Raw genomic sequence first — 16,063 nt, 5'->3', positions numbered from 1 at the left:
ACAGGTTATGGTAACTCATCGTCAGCGCTACCGTGAAAAAGTCTCCCAGATGGTCAGTTGGGGGCACTGGTTTGCACTGTTCAATATTCTGCTTTCGCTCGTCATTGGCAGCCGTTACCTGTTTATCGCCGACTGGCCGACAACGCTTGCGGGTCGCATTTATTCCTACGTAAGCATTATCGGCCATTTCAGCTTCCTGGTGTTCGCCACCTACTTGCTGATCCTCTTCCCGCTGACCTTTATCGTCGGCTCCCAGAGGCTGATGAGGTTTTTGTCCGTCATTCTGGCAACGGCGGGAATGACGCTATTACTGATCGATAGCGAAGTCTTTACTCGTTTCCATCTCCATCTTAATCCCATCGTCTGGCAACTGGTTATCAACCCAGACGAAAATGAGATGGCGCGCGACTGGCAGCTGATGTTCATCAGCGTGCCGGTTATTTTATTGCTTGAACTGGTGTTTGCGACGTGGAGCTGGCAAAAGCTGCGCAGCCTGACGCGTCGTCGGCGCTTCGCCCGCCCGCTGGCCGCATTCTTATTTATCGCCTTTATCGCCTCGCATGTGGTGTATATCTGGGCCGATGCTAACTTCTATCGCCCAATCACCATGCAGCGCGCCAACCTGCCGCTTTCGTATCCAATGACGGCGCGACGTTTTCTTGAGAAGCATGGTCTGCTTGATGCGCAAGAGTATCAACGTCGTCTTATTGAGCAAGGCAATCCAGATGCTGTTTCCGTACAGTATCCGTTAAGCGAGCTGCGCTACCGCGATATGGGCACCGGGCAAAACGTCTTGCTGATTACTGTCGATGGCCTGAACTACTCACGCTTTGAGAAGCAGATGCCTGCGCTGGCCGGTTTTGCTGAGCAAAATATTTCGTTCACGCGCCATATGAGTTCCGGCAACACGACAGACAACGGCATCTTTGGCCTGTTCTATGGCATATCGCCAAGTTATATGGACGGCATTCTGTCGACCCGTACGCCTGCGGCATTAATTACCGCGCTTAACCAGCAAGGCTATCAACTGGGATTATTCTCATCCGATGGCTTTACCAGCCCGTTGTATCGTCAGGCATTGTTGTCAGACTTCTCAATGCCGAGCGTTCGCACGCAATCCGATGAGCAGACTGCCACACAGTGGATCAACTGGCTGAGCCGCTACGCGCAAGAAGATAATCGCTGGTTCTCATGGGTATCTTTCAATGGCACCAACATTGACGACAGCAACCAGCAAGCATTTGCACGGAAATATAGCCGCGCGGCAGGTAATGTCGATGACCAGATTAACCGCGTGCTTGATGCGCTGAAAGCGTCCGGCAAGCTGGACAATACGGTGGTGATTATTACTGCCGGCCGGGGTATTCCGCTGAGCGAAGAGGAAGAAACCTTTGACTGGTCCCACGGTCATCTTCAGGTGCCGTTAGTGATTCACTGGCCAGGCACACCGGCACAGCGAATTAATACCCTGACCGACCATACCGATCTGATGACCACGCTGATGCAACGTCTGCTACACGTCAGCACACCGGCGAGCGAATATTCGCAAGGTCAGGATTTGTTCAACCCTGAGCGCCGTCATTACTGGGTTACAGCTGCGGATAACGATACGCTGGCAATTACCACCCCGAAAATGACGCTGGTATTGAACAATAACGGTAAATACCGCACTTACAACTTACGTGGCGAAAGAGTGAAAGACGAAAAACCACAGTTAAGTTTGTTATTGCAAGTGCTGACAGACGAGAAGCGTTTCATCGCTAACTGATTAATTATAAATCAGTTAGCAAAATATCTTACTTGCAATCGTTGTGGAAAACGGTAGTATAAGCAGCCACGAGTCGGCACGTAGCGCAGCCTGGTAGCGCACCGTCATGGGGTGTCGGGGGTCGGAGGTTCAAATCCTCTCGTGCCGACCAAAAATCCCAAGAAAACCAACCTTTACGGTTGGTTTTTTTATATCCATAGCATTGTCTTGCTACCCTCACTTGCAGTTTTACTACATGCCCATACATAAAATGGGGTAACATTCACGCGCCTGGTAGCGTTACCAACGCTACGCTCAAACATAATGATTCTAATAAAACCTCAGGAGACTACTATGCCTGAAGCAACGCCTTTTCAGGTGATGATTGTGGATGATCATCCACTTATGCGACGCGGTGTTCGTCAGTTACTGGAGCTTGATCCTGGTTTTGAAGTGGTCGCCGAAGCAGGCGACGGCGCTAGTGCTATCGATCTGGCTAATCGACTGGATATCGACGTTATCTTGCTGGATCTCAATATGAAAGGTATGAGTGGCCTGGATACCCTCAATGCCTTGCGCAGGGATGGCGTTACCGCGCAAATTATTATCCTGACCGTATCAGATGCCTCCAGCGATATCTTTGCACTGATAGACGCAGGCGCAGACGGTTATCTGCTAAAAGACAGCGACCCGGAAGTATTACTGGAAGCAATTCGCGCCGGAGCAAAAGGCAGCAAAGTCTTTAGCGAACGCGTCAATCAGTACTTACGCGAGCGTGAAATGTTCGGTGCGGAAGAAGATCCCTTCAGCGTGCTAACGGAGCGTGAGCTGGATGTTCTGCACGAACTGGCGCAAGGGCTGTCGAATAAGCAAATTGCCTCGGTGTTGAATATTTCTGAGCAGACGGTAAAAGTGCACATTCGCAATCTGCTGCGTAAACTCAATGTCCGCTCACGCGTGGCGGCCACCATTCTGTTCCTGCAACAACGCGGGACACAATAAAAAAATAGCCCGATGGATTTATCATCGGGCTGAGATTGATGACAAACACAAAACTGCTTGATGCGCTATGCTTATCAGGCCTACGCAGATCGAGCAATGTATTGAATTTGCACGATTTTGTAGGCCGGATAAGGCGCTCACGCCGCATCCGGCATAAACATAGCGCACGTTGTCATCCGCCTGGCTCCAATGGCATCACCATCGGGCTTCTTCTTATTTACTCTCCTGCGGCGACAAATGTTGCATCGCCTGCGCGATACTGCGCTCAATCACCGCACGGCGAGTATCGTTGGCAGGCAAGAGTTTCAACATCATCTCCCACGCAGCAACGGCTTCGCCAAATCGCTGCTGCTCAAAGGCATTAAACGCATACATGCTCAGCACGCGAATATTGCTATGGTCGCTTCTCACCAGTTGACGCAACAACTCGCCGCCCAGGCGGTTATCGTTGGGGTCAGAAGAACGCGTTAACGCCTCCGCGTAACCCAGCGCAGCATCGCTGTTTTTCGGATCGAGTCGATACGCTGTGGCATAGGCATCAGTCGCGATACTGGCGTTACCCAGCGCCATCCCAACGCGCCCCAACATAATCCAGCCTTCAATATCTCCTGGATTTTTTTGCAGTTGAGTACGCATCCCCAGCGCAAGACGTGACATCTCTTCTTCGTTGAGCGGATCGGCTTTCGGATCCAGCGCCCTGTCCAGCAATGCCGGAGCCTGCGCTGTGGCCTGCTGCCAGACTTTTACCTGCTGATAATTGCCAGTCTGGTAGTAGCTGATACCTGCCACAATTAACGCCACCATAATACCCGGCAGATAAACAACATATCCGGCACGCTTACCTTCTGGCACGCTTTGTTCAGGCAACTCCTCCTGCACCACATGCACCCGACGCCGCGAGCGGGAGTAAATCACCCAGCCGCCAATACCAATAGCGACAACTGGCAGTACCCACAGTAGCACGGTCAGCGGCGTTAACGGCGGATCGTAAGTGACGAAGTTGCCGTAACGCGCCACCATATAATCAACAATCTCTTTCTTGCTTTTACCTTCCTGCATCAGTTCATACACTTTCTGGCGCAGGTCGGTGGCAATCATCGAGTTGGAATCGGCAATGCTGTTGTTCTGACATTTCGGACAGCGCAGTTCTTCCGTGAGCTGGCGGAACTGCTGTTCCTGTGCTTCATCCTTAAACTGCAACACGTCGATGGTTGCCAGCGCCGAGCCGGAGATCATCAGCATCAGCACGCCCAATAAAAACCTCATTGTGCGGCCTCCTTACTGTATTTCTCCCACAGCGGCTTGATCTCTTCTTCCCAGACGCGAGGATTGAGATCGCCCGCATGGCGATAGCGAATGATGCCGTTGCCATCGATGAGGAACGTTTCTGGCGCGCCATACACGCCGAGATCCAGCCCTAACATGCCGTCGCCATCAAACAGGCTTAGCGCGTAAGGATTGCCCAGTTCTTTCAGCCAGCTAATCGCTTTCTGCCTGTCGTCTTTATAGTTCATACCCACCACGCGGATGCCCTGCGCAGAAAGCTGATTCAGATATTGATGTTCCGCACGGCAGGTCGGGCACCAGGTCGCCCAGACGTTGAGCAGCACCGGTTTACCCTGGGTCAGCACGTCCGCCTGATAAAACTGACCGGGATTATCCAGTGATTCGAGGCGAAACGTCGGCACCGGCTTGCCAATGAGCGCCGATTCCAGATTGGTCGGATCATCCCCTTCGGCATTACGCGCCAGCTGCCACAGCAACGCTGCGGCAATCGCCAGGAAGATAATCAAAGGAATTAACAATACTTTGCGCTTCATACAGCCTCCGGCGCAGTTTTTTGCGGGTTCACGCGCTTGCGATAGCGAGGATCAAACAGGCATAACAGCCCGCCCAACGCCATCATCAGCCCGCCCGCCCAGATCCAGCGAACAAACGGTTTGTAGTAAAGACGAACTGCCCACGCGCCGTTTTCCAGCTCTTCGCCGAGCGCCGCGTACAGGTCACGGGTAATACCGCCGTCAATTGCCGCTTCAGTCATCATCGAACCAGCAGTGTTGTAATAACGTTTTTCCGCATACAGCACCGTTTCCGGTTTGCCGTCACGCGTCACGCCGATAGTCGCCACACCGCCGCGCCAGTTTGGGCCAGTAACCTCTTTTACATCACGGAAGGTGAAGCGATATTCATGGATATCGACGCTATCGCCGGACTTCATGCGTACATCACGCTCAACGCTGTAGTTCTGGCTGAAGGCAATGCCAACAATTGTCACCGCCAGTCCCAGATGAGCCGCCACCATCCCCCAATAACTGAAGGTGGTTTTCGTGCCGCGTGAAATACGCAGCGCCGCTTCCGCAATCGCCAGCACCGCAATCCAGCAGGCCATTGCCAGACCGAGTACCGTCATCGCCACAACTTTGCTTTCGAACAGCCACGGCAACAGCAGCGACAGCACCAGCGTAGAGATGAAGGCGATAATCAATAAGTTGCGGATTTTACGTGGGCGATCGCGCCCCCAGCGCACCAGAGGGCCGACACCTAGCAGTAGCGCAAACGGCACCATCAGCCAGGTAAACATGGTGTTGAAAAACGGTTCGCCAATCGAAATGCTGCCCAGCCCGAGTTGTTTATGCACCAGCGGCAGCAGCGTCCCCAGCAACACCACCAGCATCGCGGCGACCAGCAAAACGTTGTTCGCTAACAACAGAGATTCCCGCGACCACAGCGCATTGTTTACGCGTGAGCGAACTTTGTGTCCACGCGCGGCAAACAGCAGCAGTGAACCACCAATCACCAGCACCATAAAGGCGAGGATAAACATACCGCGCGCAGGATCAGACGCAAACGCATGTACCGATACCAGCACACCGGAACGCACGAGGAAAGTCCCCAGCAGACACAGCGAGAAGGCACTGATTGCCAGAAGTAATGTCCACGCTTTGAAGCTGGCGCGTTGTTCAGTGACCGCCAGCGAGTGCATCAACGCAGTGCCAACCAGCCACGGCATAAACGAGGCGTTTTCTACCGGATCCCAGAACCACCAGCCGCCCCAGCCGAGTTCGTAATAGGCCCATGCGGAACCGAGCACAATGCCGAGCGTCAGGAAGATCCACGCCGCCAGCGTCCACGGGCGGGTAAAACGTGCGTAGGTGCTGTCCAGACGCCCACTCAGCAAAGAAGCAATGGCAAAAGCAAACGCCACCGAGAAACCGACGTAGCCCATATAGAGCAAAGGCGGATGGAAGATCAGCCCCGGATCCTGCAACAACGGGTTAAGATCGCGCCCTTCAATCGGGAAATTCGGCAACGTGCGTGAGAATGGGTTAGAGGTAAAGAGAATAAACAGCAAAAAGCCGACGCTAACCATCCCCATTATCGCCAGTACGCGCGCCACAATATCCAGTGGAATACGCTGGCTAAAAATCGCCACCGCAAACGTCCAGCCGCTCATCAGCAGCACCCACAGCAGTAGCGAGCCTTCATGCGCGCCCCAGGTAGCCGCCACGCGATACCACACCGGAAGCTGGGTATTGGAGTTGCTGGCAACATAGGTGACGGTAAAGTCGTTGACCACGAAAGCATTGACCAGCACCAGAAATGCGCCAGCTACAGACATAAACAGCAGCCAGGCAAACAAGCGGGAAGACGCCATCATGCGCGCGTCCCCGCGCGCCACGCCCCATAGCGGATACACGGACAGCAGCAGCGCAATCCCTAGCGCCAGGCACAGCAGTCCGTTACCAATTTCCGGCATCATGATGCTGGGTCCTTATAAACACTCGCCGGGCGACGGTGGTTAGCTTCCATCGCTTTTTCGACTTCTGGCGGCGTATAGTTTTCATCGTGTTTCGCCAGCACTTCTTTCGCGAGGATATGATTGCCTTTTTCCAGTTCGCCCTGCACCACAACGCCCTGCCCTTCACGGAACAGATCCGGCAAAATGCCTTCGTAAGAGACATCGACCGAACCTTCAGCGTCGTAAATGGTGAAGGTCACTTTCAGCGAATTGGGATCGCGCTGCACGCTACCCGGCATCACCATCCCGCCAACGCGCAGACGCTGCCCGACTTCCGGCATCTGTTGGGTTTCACGCTTGCCGTAGAGAATCTCCCCCGGCGTATAGAAAAGGTCGATATTCGAGCGCAGCGCATACAGCACCAGGCCAATCGTCAGCGCCAGCCCCGCCAGCACGGCACAGGCAATCCACAACCGATTTTTACGGCGAATATTCATGCAGCCTCCTGCTGTTGCGCAGCACGTAAACGCGCCTCACGCGCCCGCTGTTGCGCCACGCCACGCAGAATTGCGCGATGCTGCATCACCGAGTGCACGACCAAAACCACCAGCGGAATAACTGTCATCACCACCGCCAGCCAGACAAAAAAGGCGTAACCGCCCATTGCGAAAAATTCATTCCAGGAAGCAAATGCAGGGGTCATTTACGGCCTCTTTTCAGTATCAGTTCACTCACCCACGGACGGCGTTTTTCCATCAGCAAAATCAAATTACGCATCCGCATCAGCGTCAGCGTGGCGGACAGCAGCAGGAAGCCAAAAATCGACCAGCGTAGCGGCGAACGCATCGCCGGATCGATACTTTGCTGCATCCGCGTTGATCCCTGATGCAGGGTGTTCCACCACTCCACGGAGTAATGAATAATCGGCAGATTCACCACGCCAATCAGCACCAGAATACCTGCCGCACGGCCTGCCAGACGGCGGTCGTCGAAGGCGTACCACAGGGCAATCACACCCACATACAGAAACAGCAGCACCAGTTCAGAAGTCAGGCGTGCGTCCCATACCCACCAGGTGCCCCACATCGGTTTCCCCCACGCGGAACCGGTGACCAGGGCAATAAAGGTAAACACGGCACCAATGGGCGCCATCGCCGCCACCGCCAGGTTGGCCATTTTCATCTGCCAGACAAGGCCGATAAACGCCGCCACCGCCATTGAGGCATAAATGCCCATCGACCAGATCGCCGCAGGTACATGCAGATAGATAATGCGGTAGCTATTTCCCTGCTGATAATCAGCGGGGGCAAAGCCGAATCCCCAGATCCAGCCGACGGTAAGCACAACCACACTGGCGATTGCCAGCCACGGTATAAACCAGCCACAGATTTGGTACAGCCGTGGTGGGATCGCCAGTTGATGCAGTGTTTTCCACATAGTTTCGATACCAGACTTGAACAAAAATCAGTAATTCAGCGTTATTGAATGCTGATTCGTAACGCTGCCGCCGTCGCAAAAGGGCTTAATGTCGCGGTGCCTGCCAGCAACGCACCTAAAATTGCCAGATACCCGTCAACGGGCAAATGCATCGAAGCCGCGTCCATCGCGGCGGTGGCAAAGATGAGTAATGGGATAGTCAGCGGTAACACCAGAATGCTCAATAGCACGCCGCCGCGCTTAAGCCCCACCGTCAGCGCCACGCCCGGTGCGCCGAGAAAGCCAAGCGTAGGGGTTCCCAGCAGCAGCGTCAGCGCCATCACTTGCCAGCCATAAACGTCCATTCCCAGTAGCAATGCCACCAGAGGCGAGAGGATGAGTAACGGCAGACCGGTTACCATCCAGTGCGCCATCACCTTCGCCAGCACAACGGCGGGCAAGGGTAACGGCAACAACATCAATTGTTCAAGACTGCCGTCCTGCAAATCGTCACGGAACAGGCGCTCCAGCGCCAGCAGTGAAGAAAGCAGCGCCGCAACCCAGATAATGCCCGGTGCAATACGCGCCAGCAGCTGCGGCTCCGGACCAATACTGAGCGGAAAAAGGGTAATAACAATCAGGAAGAACCACAGCGGATTAGCGATTTCGGCGCTATGGCGAAACGCCACGCGCAGCTCAAGACGGAAAATGCGCCAGAACATCATGCGCCCCTCGTTTGCATCAGCGAAATGCGGCGGATTTTACTTTCAGCAACGTTGAGCGGCTGGTGGGTGGTCAGAATCACAATCCCCCCCTGCTCCGTATGCTGCGCCATTCGCTGGGTCAGACGATCGACGCCGTTAACGTCAATCGCGGTAAAAGGTTCGTCGAGGATCCACAACGTGGCACGGGTCAGCCACAGACGCGCCAGCGCCACGCGGCGTTGTTGCCCGGCAGAGAGTTGATTAACGGGAATATCTTCGAATCCGGCAAGCCCGGCCTGCGCCAGGGCTTTCAGACATTGTGCGGTATCGCCATCGCGATGATAAAAGTGCAGATTTTCTAACGCCGTCAGCCGGGTTTTGATCCCCGGCTGATGGCCTATCCATAACAGATTTTGATGGTAGCTGTCGCGTACCTGATGCAAGGGCTGCCCTTGCCAGAGAACGTCACCCGCATCAGGGCGAGACAATCCCGTCAGCAAACGGAGAAGCGTTGTCTTCCCCGCACCGTTGCTGCCGGTAATTTGTACCCACTCTCCTGCATTCAGCGTAAACGACAAACCACTAAATAAGATTCGTTCATCCCGCTCGCAAAGTAATTCTCTGGCTTCAAGCATACCCACGCAATAATCCTGTTAAAAACCTGTCTCGACTTCGCGCATATCGGGCAGCTTGTGCGCTATCCCTTTATGGCAATCAATACAGGTTTGCCCATCTTTCACCGCCTGGTCGTGCATCTTAGCGGCAACAGATTTCTGGGCGGTTGTATCCATATACTCGAAGTTGTGACAGTTACGGCACTCCTGCGAGTTATTGTCCTTCATGCGCCGCCACTCATTCTGTGCCATCGTCAGGCGATGAGCTTCAAATTTCTGCGGCGTGTCAATAACGCCAAAAATTTTACCATACAGCTCTTTACTTGCTTTGAGCTTGCGTATCATCTTTGGCACAAACTCGTGCGGAACGTGACAATCCGGACAGGTCGCACGGACGCCGCTACGGTTGTTGTAGTGCACGGAATCCATGTATTCCTGATACACCGTGTTACGCATTTCGTGGCAGCTAATGCAGAACTCTTCGGTATTGGCTTTTTCCATCCCGGTGTTAAAGCCGCCCCAGAAGACGATGCCGCCGACAAAACCGATCAACAGCAGCGTCCCCAGCGCCAGACGGCTGGGGGTACGCCACCATTTCCACAGGCGCTTAATCAGACCAGGCTTACGGTCAGAATTTCCCATAATAACCTCTTATTTCCCGTAACCTTTTGATGGGGTAAAGGTATTCCCCACGATTGGCGCGGTATCGGCCTGCGGTACGTGACATTGCAGACAGAAATAACGACGCGGAGCCACTTCCGCGCCCACTTTGCCGTCGCTGTCCATAAAGTGAGTAGGACTGATACGCGGCGCGCCAGTGGTGCGATAACTTTCGACACCGTGGCACTGCAAGCAGCGGTTGGTATTGGTCGTTACCTGATAACCTTCAACGCTATGCGGGATCATTGGCGGCTGATTCACATAGTTCAGCGGCATCCGATCCTGCTCTTTTGGCATCCGAATGGCCCCTTCCTGCGTCCCGGATACTTCCGGCGACTGGCTAAAATCGACGCCATTAGCCGCCCAAACCGCGCCGCTTACCACCAGGGCCAGCATCGCCGTCCATTGACACAGCGCCTTCTTCAGGTCATGGCTTTTCATGATTTCGCTCCCGAACTCCATCGTGTAGTTATTGTAAATACATCCTCAGAACAGACATCCACGCAGCGACCGCACGTCATGCAATCGCGGCTGGTGACCTGCACCGGGCTTTGTTCATCCAGCACCGGGGCACGTAGCACATGCGGTTCCGGGCAAACATGAAAACAATCCATACAGCGGTTACATTTCTGCCGATCGGTGGCCGCAACGGTAATCACACCTTTGCTACCCAGCACGCCATACAGTGCACCAACCGGACAAATGTGTCCGCACCAGCCGTGTTCAACGACCAGTAGATCAAATAAAAACAGCGCGAGAATAAGCAGCGCGCCGCTGCCGAATCCCATTACCAGGCTGCGCCCCATCAAGGAAACGGGGTTGATCCATTCCCAGATGAGCGTGCCGGTTAAGGCCGATCCCACCAGAATGATCACCAACAGCACGTAGCGAATGTGGCGCGGGATGGTCGCAGACTGATTGAGCTCAAAGCGCCTGCGTAACCAGTTCGCTAAATCGGTAATTGGGTTCAGCGGGCAGACCCAGCTACAAAATAATCGCTTTCCTGCCAGGGCGTAGAGCACGGTGATAATTACCGCACCGGTCAACGCCACCGTGGCAGGCAGATGACCGCTGGCAAGGCTTTGCAGCGTCATCAGTGGATCGGTCAGCGGAACGGTGTCGAATAACAGGCTACTGCTATAGTTGCCGTGTAAGATCCACACACCAAACCACGGGCCGCTCAAAAACATTCCCAGCACGAAGAACTGACAAAGGCGACGCAACACCAGCCAACGGTGACTGCGCCACCAGCCTTTTTTCGCCAGCGCCTCGCGCCCGGCGTCACGTTTACGATTTGCCATTGTTCCCCTCCAGCCAGCCGAAGCGGTAATGGTGACCTAACTCCCCTTTCGCCAGTGACAGCGGTAACACCTTGATTGCCGGTTGTTCCAGCACGCACACTTTTTCGCACTTACCGCAGCCGGTACAGGCGTCGCTGTGAACCGTCGGCAGAAAGCGGGCGTGCTTACCGGTACGCGTGTTGCGCTCCAGCTCCAGGGTGATGGCCTCATCAATTTTCGGGCATTCGCGATAGCAAACATCGCAGCGCAGCCCCTGAAAGTTGAGGCAGTTCTCCTGATCCACCAGCACCGCCAGCCCCATCCGCGCGTCGTCGATCGATTCGATCTCACGATCCAGCGCACCGCTCGGGCACACTTTGGCGCACGGAATGTCCTCACACATTTCGCAAGGAATATCACGCGCGACAAAATATGGCGTGCCCGCCGACAGGCCAGAAGCCAGCGTCGCCAGTTTTAAGGTGTCATAAGGGCAAGCCTGAACACACTGACCGCAACGAACGCAGGCACTGGCAAAGGCGTTCTCGTTTATGGCTCCGGGCGGGCGCAACCGCACGCCAGATGCGCGTGCGGTTTGCTGTTGTAACCCCAGCGCCACACCCACGGCAGCCAGCCCGCCTGCTGTGCGAACAACATCGCGCAGAAAGCGGCGGCGACCATTTTGAGGTTTCGCTGACCGGGACATAATGGCTTACACCTTCTCCAGTTTGACCGCGCACTTCTTGAAGTCCGTCTCTTTCGAGAGCGGATCGGTCGCATCCAGCGTCAGTTTGTTTACCAGCTGTGCGGCGTCAAAGAACGGCATATACACCAGCCCCTGCGGCGGACGGTTACGACCGCGCGTTTCGACAATCGAGATCACTTCGCCACGGCGAGAAACCACTTTCACTTTGTCGCCACGACGCAGATCGCGCGCTTTCGCATCCAGCGGGTGAATAAACAGTACCGCTTCCGGGAAGGCGCGGTGCAGTTCCGGTACACGGCGAGTCATACTGCCGGTGTGCCAGTGCTCCAGTACGCGTCCGGTAGAGAGCCACAGATCGTACTCTTCATCCGGTGCTTCCGCCGCCGGTTCGAACGGCAGTGCGAAGATCACCGCTTTGCCATCCGGTTTACCGTAGAACTTATAGCCTTCGCCCGCTTTCACGTACGGGTCGTTACCTTCGCTGTAACGCCACTGCGTTTCTTTACCGTTCACCACCGGCCAGCGCAGACCGCGCGCTTTGTGGTAGTCATCGAACGGCGCGAGATCGTGACCGTGACCGCGACCAAACCATGCGTACTCTTCGAACAGCCCTTTTTGCAGATAGAAGCCCAGCTCGCGGGATTCATCGTTCAGCTGATCTTCCGCCAGTTCAGATACCGGGAATTTGCTCACTTCCGGGGTGGCATACAGCACTTCGTACAGCGTTTTGCCGCGCAGTTCCGGTTTCTTCGCCAGCAGCTCTTCCGGCCACACTTCTTCGGTTTTGAAGCGGCGGGAGAACTGAACTAACTGCCAGAGATCCGATTTTGCTTCGCCCGGTGCCTGTACCTGCTGACGCCAGAACTGAGTACGGCGTTCGGCGTTACCGTAAGCGCCCTCTTTTTCTACCCACATTGCTGTCGGCAGGATCAAGTCGGCTGCCAGCGCACTGACTGTCGGATATGGATCGGAGACGATGATAAAGTTGCGCGGGTCGCGCCAGCCCGGCATACGCTCTTCATTAATGTTCGGCCCGGCCTGCATGTTGTTGGTACACATGGTCCAGTAAACATTCAGCTTGCCGTCCTTCAGCGCACGGTCTTGCGCCACCGCGTGCAGACCGATTTTTGCCGGAATAGTGCCGCTCGGGATATTCCACTTCTTCTCGCAGATATCACGGTGCTTCTCGTTGGTCACCACCATGTCCGCAGGCAGACGGTGAGCAAAGGTGCCCACTTCACGCGCAGTACCACACGCGGAAGGCTGCCCGGTCAGGGAGAACGGACCGCAACCCGGTTGGGAAATTTTGCCGGTCAGCAGGTGCAGGTTGTAGACCAGGTTGTTGGCCCACACGCCACGGGTATGCTGGTTGAAACCCATCGTCCAGTAGGAGATGACTTTCTTGTTCGGATCGGCATACAGCTGCGCCAGTTGTTCTAACTGATCTTTTGGCACGCCGGTCATTTCGGCGGTTTTTTCCAGCGTATACTCGGCAACGAAGGCTTTGTAATCTTCAAAGCTCATCGGTTCGGAAGCATCAGACCCCGGATTCTTCGCCGCTTTTTCCAGCGGATGGGTCGGACGTAAACCGTAGCCGATGTCCGTCGCCCCTTTGCGCAGGTTGACGTGTTTGCTGAAGAAGTCCTGATTTATCGCATTGTTTTGAATGATATAGTTGGCGATATAGTTCAGGATCACCAGGTCAGACTGTGGCGTAAAGATGATGCCGTTATCCGCCAGCTCGAAGCTACGATGCTGGTAGGTAGAAAGCACCGCCACGGTGACGTTCTGGTTAGAGAGACGACGGTTGGTGATGCGCGACCAGAGGATCGGGTGCATCTCCGCCATGTTCGCGCCCCACAACACAAAAGCGTCAGCCTGTTCGATATCGTCATAGCAGCCCATCGGCTCATCCATACCAAAGGTACGCATAAAGCCAACCACCGCCGACGCCATACAGTGACGTGCGTTCGGGTCGATGTTGTTAGAACGGAAGCCCGCTTTAAACAGCTTGGAGGCGGCATAACCTTCCCAGATAGTCCACTGACCAGAACCGAACATACCGATCGATTCCGGCCCTTTTTCTTTCAGGGCGGTTTTGAATTTCTCTTCCATCACATCGAAAGCCTGATCCCAGGTGATTGGGGTAAATTCGCCTTCTTTGTCATATTTACCGTTTTTCATACGCAGCAGCGGCTGCGTCAAACGGTCTTTACCGTACATGATTTTGGGCAGGAAATAGCCCTTAATGCAGTTCAGGCCACGGTTAACCGGTGCGTCTGGGTCGCCCTGACAGGCCACCACACGCCCCTGCTGCGTTCCGACCAGAACGCCGCAACCAGTACCGCAGAAACGGCACGGCGCTTTATCCCATTTAATGGCTTCCTGCTGACCAACAACGGCGCGGGCAACGCCCGGCACGCTGAGACCGGCAGCCGCCGCAGCGGCCGCAACGGCGTTAGCTTTCATAAAGCTACGACGACTGAGTTTCATGGTGTTTCCTCACCTTGCTCTTCCTGCTGGTGATAAACCAGCGACACCGCCAGCACGCCCTCTACGTTGCGTACTGACTCAATGGTTTGGATCAGCGTTTCGCTGTCTTCTGCTTCCACCACCACAATCAACTGACCGCTCGGCGCGTCGCTGACAGCGACTTCACAGCCGGGAAAGGCGTTCAGTTGGGTGCTGATGTCTGAAATTCGTTCGCTTTTGGCCTGCACGACCAGGCTGCAAACTTGCCAGTTAGTGTGCATGGAGATACTCCGCAGTTATGGCTGATACCGGACAGCTGGCTGCACATGCTCCACATCCGTTGCAAAGTTGGCTATTAAGTTGCGGCTGGTAGATCCCGGAGAGCGTCGGGCGAAAGATAATTGCCATTGGCTCGCAGCTATCCTGACAGCGGCGGCATTCAACTGTTTGATACGCCAGGCACGCCTCCCCAATGGTGAACTGCAAATCCCAGGCCCTGGTGTGGCGCGGAGAAAATAGCGATTCGGGGCAAGCCTGCGCGCAGGCGTAACAGAAGCTGCACTCGTTATTTTTGAAATTAACGCTCGGATAACCACCTGCGCCGCGTTCAAGAATGTTGTTTTCACAAGCATTAATACAGGCGTCGCAGCGGGTGCAATGGGTCAGAAAATGAGATTCATCACCGGACCAGGGCGGACGGATACCGTTACTGGCTTTGCGCCAGCGACCAGTCAGTATGCCCCGACGGGATGCATCAATCTTCACATTGACCTTCCATCATTAACGCGCTCTGAAAACTGAGAGCGACCAAATAAACCGCATAATTAATAAGCCATTTTTATAGCCGCTAAGATATTAAAGGATGTGTCAAAGATGCATACCCCGATCGGGGTAAAACCTGTAGCAGGATCAAAAGAGTGGTGGGAAGAGTGGCAAAAACGAGCTTTTGCTCACATTTCAAATGGTTATAAACACATTTATATAGCGATTAATTCACCAGAGATATTTCAGCTGGTTTGTTCTCTCATTAGCATTTAACACTAAAAGAGCAGGTAAAATTGTCTGAATGTTCTTTCAGTTATTCATAAAGCAAATTAATAAATCTGATGAATATGTTAACCTTCAGCGACATCCTCGGTGAAAACCTATAAATGAAGAAGGAAAACAAATGAAGACCATTCTACCTGCAGTGCTGTTTGCCGCTTTCGCCGCAACCTCAGCCTGGGCTGCAGACAGCGTCCAGCCACTGGAAAAAATCGCCCCTTATCCGCAAGCTGAAAAAGGCATGAAGCGTCAGGTGATTCAGTTAACCCCGCAAGAAGATGAATCTACCCTGAAAGTAGAACTGTTGATCGGTCAGACGCTGGAAGTCGATTGCAACCTGCATCGTCTCGGCGGAAAGCTGGAAAGCAAAACGCTGGAAGGCTGGGGCTATGATTATTATGTCTTTGATAAAGTAAGCTCGCCGGTTTCCACGATGATGGCCTGCCCGGATGGCAAGAAAGAGAAGAAATTTGTCACCGCGTATCTGGGCGATGCCGGAATGCTGCGTTACAACAGTAAGCTGCCGATCGTGGTGTATACGCCAGACAATGTGGATGTGAAATACCGCATCTGGAAGGCGGAAGAGAAAATTGACAACGCGGTAGTTCGCTAAACTGCTGTGAAGTGCTGCACTCCGTATGTCGGATAAGGTGGTCACGCCGCATCCGACATCTGGCGCACG

The 16,063-nt window shown here is 54.3% G+C and carries 19 protein-coding genes and 1 tRNA gene; 5 read left to right on the top strand and 15 right to left on the bottom strand.

Annotation, left to right across the window (positions count from 1 at the left end; translation table 11 throughout):
* Positions 1 to 7 precede the first annotated feature (7 nt).
* From yejM to narP, 3 genes are all read left to right on the top strand, one after another.
* Positions 8 to 1,768, top strand: a complete 1,761-nt coding sequence (gene yejM, locus BEG40_RS04640; RefSeq protein ID WP_105284975.1) for an LPS biosynthesis-modulating metalloenzyme YejM — start codon at positions 8 to 10, stop codon at positions 1,766 to 1,768.
* Positions 1,769 to 1,842: 74 nt separating this feature from the next.
* Positions 1,843 to 1,919 (top strand) — tRNA-Pro (locus BEG40_RS04635).
* Positions 1,920 to 2,101: 182 nt separating this feature from the next.
* Positions 2,102 to 2,749 carry a nitrate/nitrite response regulator protein NarP gene (gene narP, locus BEG40_RS04630; RefSeq protein ID WP_010350424.1) on the top strand — a complete coding sequence of 216 codons (648 nt, stop codon included), beginning with the start codon at positions 2,102 to 2,104 and terminating at the stop codon, positions 2,747 to 2,749.
* Between the two features lie 213 nt (positions 2,750 to 2,962).
* On the opposite strand, the gene ccmH is transcribed toward narP, so the two are convergent.
* Genes ccmH through napF form a run of 15 tightly spaced genes read right to left on the bottom strand, consistent with a single transcriptional unit; the run spans position 2,963 to position 15,102 of the window.
* Entirely contained in the window at positions 2,963 to 4,015 is a 1,053-nt protein-coding gene (gene ccmH / locus BEG40_RS04625; protein ID WP_105284974.1) for a cytochrome c-type biogenesis thiol:disulfide oxidoreductase CcmH, read from the bottom strand.
* Positions 4,012 to 4,569 carry a thiol:disulfide interchange protein DsbE gene (gene dsbE, locus BEG40_RS04620; protein ID WP_000824453.1) on the bottom strand — a complete coding sequence of 186 codons (558 nt, stop codon included), beginning with the start codon at positions 4,567 to 4,569 and terminating at the stop codon, positions 4,012 to 4,014. The genes ccmH and dsbE overlap by 4 nt, the downstream gene beginning before the upstream one ends.
* Positions 4,566 to 6,509: a cytochrome c-type biogenesis heme lyase CcmF gene (gene ccmF, locus BEG40_RS04615; RefSeq protein ID WP_000982446.1), complete on the bottom strand. Its 1,944-nt coding sequence runs from the start codon at positions 6,507 to 6,509 to the stop codon at positions 4,566 to 4,568. Before ccmF ends, dsbE begins: the two co-directional genes overlap by 4 nt.
* The gene (gene ccmE / locus BEG40_RS04610; RefSeq protein WP_001026418.1) at positions 6,506 to 6,985 is read right to left on the bottom strand and encodes a cytochrome c maturation protein CcmE; all 480 of its coding nucleotides are present in this window, start codon (positions 6,983 to 6,985) and stop codon (positions 6,506 to 6,508) included. The genes ccmF and ccmE overlap by 4 nt, the downstream gene beginning before the upstream one ends.
* Positions 6,982 to 7,191 (bottom strand): heme exporter protein CcmD, encoded by a 210-nt coding sequence (ccmD, locus tag BEG40_RS04605; RefSeq protein WP_000186540.1) that lies wholly within the window; start codon positions 7,189 to 7,191, stop codon positions 6,982 to 6,984. Before ccmD ends, ccmE begins: the two co-directional genes overlap by 4 nt.
* Positions 7,188 to 7,925, bottom strand: coding sequence for a heme exporter protein CcmC (gene ccmC, locus BEG40_RS04600; RefSeq protein WP_105284973.1), 738 nt, complete (start codon positions 7,923 to 7,925; stop codon positions 7,188 to 7,190). Before ccmC ends, ccmD begins: the two co-directional genes overlap by 4 nt.
* A 41-nt stretch (positions 7,926 to 7,966) precedes the next feature.
* Positions 7,967 to 8,629: a heme exporter protein CcmB gene (gene ccmB / locus BEG40_RS04595; RefSeq protein ID WP_000971724.1), complete on the bottom strand. Its 663-nt coding sequence runs from the start codon at positions 8,627 to 8,629 to the stop codon at positions 7,967 to 7,969.
* Positions 8,626 to 9,249 (bottom strand): cytochrome c biogenesis heme-transporting ATPase CcmA, encoded by a 624-nt coding sequence (gene ccmA / locus BEG40_RS04590; RefSeq protein ID WP_105284972.1) that lies wholly within the window; start codon positions 9,247 to 9,249, stop codon positions 8,626 to 8,628. Before ccmA ends, ccmB begins: the two co-directional genes overlap by 4 nt.
* Positions 9,250 to 9,261: 12 nt before the next feature.
* Positions 9,262 to 9,864 carry a cytochrome c-type protein NapC gene (napC, locus tag BEG40_RS04585; protein ID WP_000528377.1) on the bottom strand — a complete coding sequence of 201 codons (603 nt, stop codon included), beginning with the start codon at positions 9,862 to 9,864 and terminating at the stop codon, positions 9,262 to 9,264.
* Between the two features lie 9 nt (positions 9,865 to 9,873).
* The gene (gene napB, locus BEG40_RS04580) at positions 9,874 to 10,323 is read right to left on the bottom strand and encodes a nitrate reductase cytochrome c-type subunit (RefSeq protein ID WP_000835174.1); all 450 of its coding nucleotides are present in this window, start codon (positions 10,321 to 10,323) and stop codon (positions 9,874 to 9,876) included.
* Positions 10,320 to 11,183 (bottom strand): quinol dehydrogenase ferredoxin subunit NapH, encoded by an 864-nt coding sequence (gene napH / locus BEG40_RS04575; RefSeq protein WP_105284971.1) that lies wholly within the window; start codon positions 11,181 to 11,183, stop codon positions 10,320 to 10,322. The genes napB and napH overlap by 4 nt, the downstream gene beginning before the upstream one ends.
* Positions 11,170 to 11,865, bottom strand: a complete 696-nt coding sequence (gene napG / locus BEG40_RS04570; protein WP_000091291.1) for a ferredoxin-type protein NapG — start codon at positions 11,863 to 11,865, stop codon at positions 11,170 to 11,172. The genes napH and napG overlap by 14 nt, the downstream gene beginning before the upstream one ends.
* Before the next feature lie 6 nt (positions 11,866 to 11,871).
* The gene (gene napA, locus BEG40_RS04565) at positions 11,872 to 14,358 is read right to left on the bottom strand and encodes a periplasmic nitrate reductase subunit alpha (RefSeq protein WP_000778067.1); all 2,487 of its coding nucleotides are present in this window, start codon (positions 14,356 to 14,358) and stop codon (positions 11,872 to 11,874) included.
* Positions 14,355 to 14,618 (bottom strand): chaperone NapD, encoded by a 264-nt coding sequence (gene napD, locus BEG40_RS04560; RefSeq protein ID WP_000557378.1) that lies wholly within the window; start codon positions 14,616 to 14,618, stop codon positions 14,355 to 14,357. The genes napA and napD overlap by 4 nt, the downstream gene beginning before the upstream one ends.
* Positions 14,608 to 15,102: a ferredoxin-type protein NapF gene (napF, locus tag BEG40_RS04555; protein WP_105284970.1), complete on the bottom strand. Its 495-nt coding sequence runs from the start codon at positions 15,100 to 15,102 to the stop codon at positions 14,608 to 14,610. Before napF ends, napD begins: the two co-directional genes overlap by 11 nt.
* 108 nt (positions 15,103 to 15,210) lie before the next feature.
* Here napF and yojO point away from each other — a divergent pair, with 108 nt between their 5' ends.
* On the top strand, positions 15,211 to 15,375 hold the full coding sequence (gene yojO / locus BEG40_RS22035; RefSeq protein ID WP_032337191.1) for a protein YojO: 165 nt from the start codon (positions 15,211 to 15,213) through the stop codon (positions 15,373 to 15,375).
* A gap of 130 nt (positions 15,376 to 15,505) precedes the next feature.
* Positions 15,506 to 15,994, top strand: a complete 489-nt coding sequence (gene eco / locus BEG40_RS04545; protein ID WP_105284969.1) for a serine protease inhibitor ecotin — start codon at positions 15,506 to 15,508, stop codon at positions 15,992 to 15,994.
* The last annotated feature ends 69 nt before the right edge of the window (positions 15,995 to 16,063 follow it).

Source organism: Escherichia sp. MOD1-EC5495 (genome assembly GCF_002965965.1).
Lineage (GTDB): Bacteria > Pseudomonadota > Gammaproteobacteria > Enterobacterales > Enterobacteriaceae > Escherichia > Escherichia ruysiae.
Note: the sequence above shows the minus strand (reverse complement) of the source record. Positions and strands in the feature narration are given on the sequence as shown.

Bases quoted from the DNA above. Each gene is read 5' to 3' on its own strand.
- yejM (WP_105284975.1), top strand. From the start codon at position 8: ATGGTAACTCATCGTCAGCGCTACCGTGAAAAAGTCTCCCAGATGGTC.
- narP (WP_010350424.1), top strand. From the start codon at position 2,102: ATGCCTGAAGCAACGCCTTTTCAGGTGATGATTGTGGATGATCATCCA.
- ccmH (WP_105284974.1), bottom strand. From the start codon at position 4,015: ATGAGGTTTTTATTGGGCGTGCTGATGCTGATGATCTCCGGCTCGGCG.
- dsbE (WP_000824453.1), bottom strand. From the start codon at position 4,569: ATGAAGCGCAAAGTATTGTTAATTCCTTTGATTATCTTCCTGGCGATT.
- ccmF (WP_000982446.1), bottom strand. From the start codon at position 6,509: ATGATGCCGGAAATTGGTAACGGACTGCTGTGCCTGGCGCTAGGGATT.
- ccmE (WP_001026418.1), bottom strand. From the start codon at position 6,985: ATGAATATTCGCCGTAAAAATCGGTTGTGGATTGCCTGTGCCGTGCTG.
- ccmD (WP_000186540.1), bottom strand. From the start codon at position 7,191: ATGACCCCTGCATTTGCTTCCTGGAATGAATTTTTCGCAATGGGCGGT.
- ccmC (WP_105284973.1), bottom strand. From the start codon at position 7,925: ATGTGGAAAACACTGCATCAACTGGCGATCCCACCACGGCTGTACCAA.
- ccmB (WP_000971724.1), bottom strand. From the start codon at position 8,629: ATGATGTTCTGGCGCATTTTCCGTCTTGAGCTGCGCGTGGCGTTTCGC.
- napC (WP_000528377.1), bottom strand. From the start codon at position 9,864: ATGGGAAATTCTGACCGTAAGCCTGGTCTGATTAAGCGCCTGTGGAAA.
- napB (WP_000835174.1), bottom strand. From the start codon at position 10,323: ATGAAAAGCCATGACCTGAAGAAGGCGCTGTGTCAATGGACGGCGATG.
- napH (WP_105284971.1), bottom strand. From the start codon at position 11,183: ATGGCAAATCGTAAACGTGACGCCGGGCGCGAGGCGCTGGCGAAAAAA.
- napG (WP_000091291.1), bottom strand. From the start codon at position 11,865: ATGTCCCGGTCAGCGAAACCTCAAAATGGTCGCCGCCGCTTTCTGCGC.
- napA (WP_000778067.1), bottom strand. From the start codon at position 14,358: ATGAAACTCAGTCGTCGTAGCTTTATGAAAGCTAACGCCGTTGCGGCC.
- napD (WP_000557378.1), bottom strand. From the start codon at position 14,618: ATGCACACTAACTGGCAAGTTTGCAGCCTGGTCGTGCAGGCCAAAAGC.
- yojO (WP_032337191.1), top strand. From the start codon at position 15,211: ATGCATACCCCGATCGGGGTAAAACCTGTAGCAGGATCAAAAGAGTGG.
- eco (WP_105284969.1), top strand. From the start codon at position 15,506: ATGAAGACCATTCTACCTGCAGTGCTGTTTGCCGCTTTCGCCGCAACC.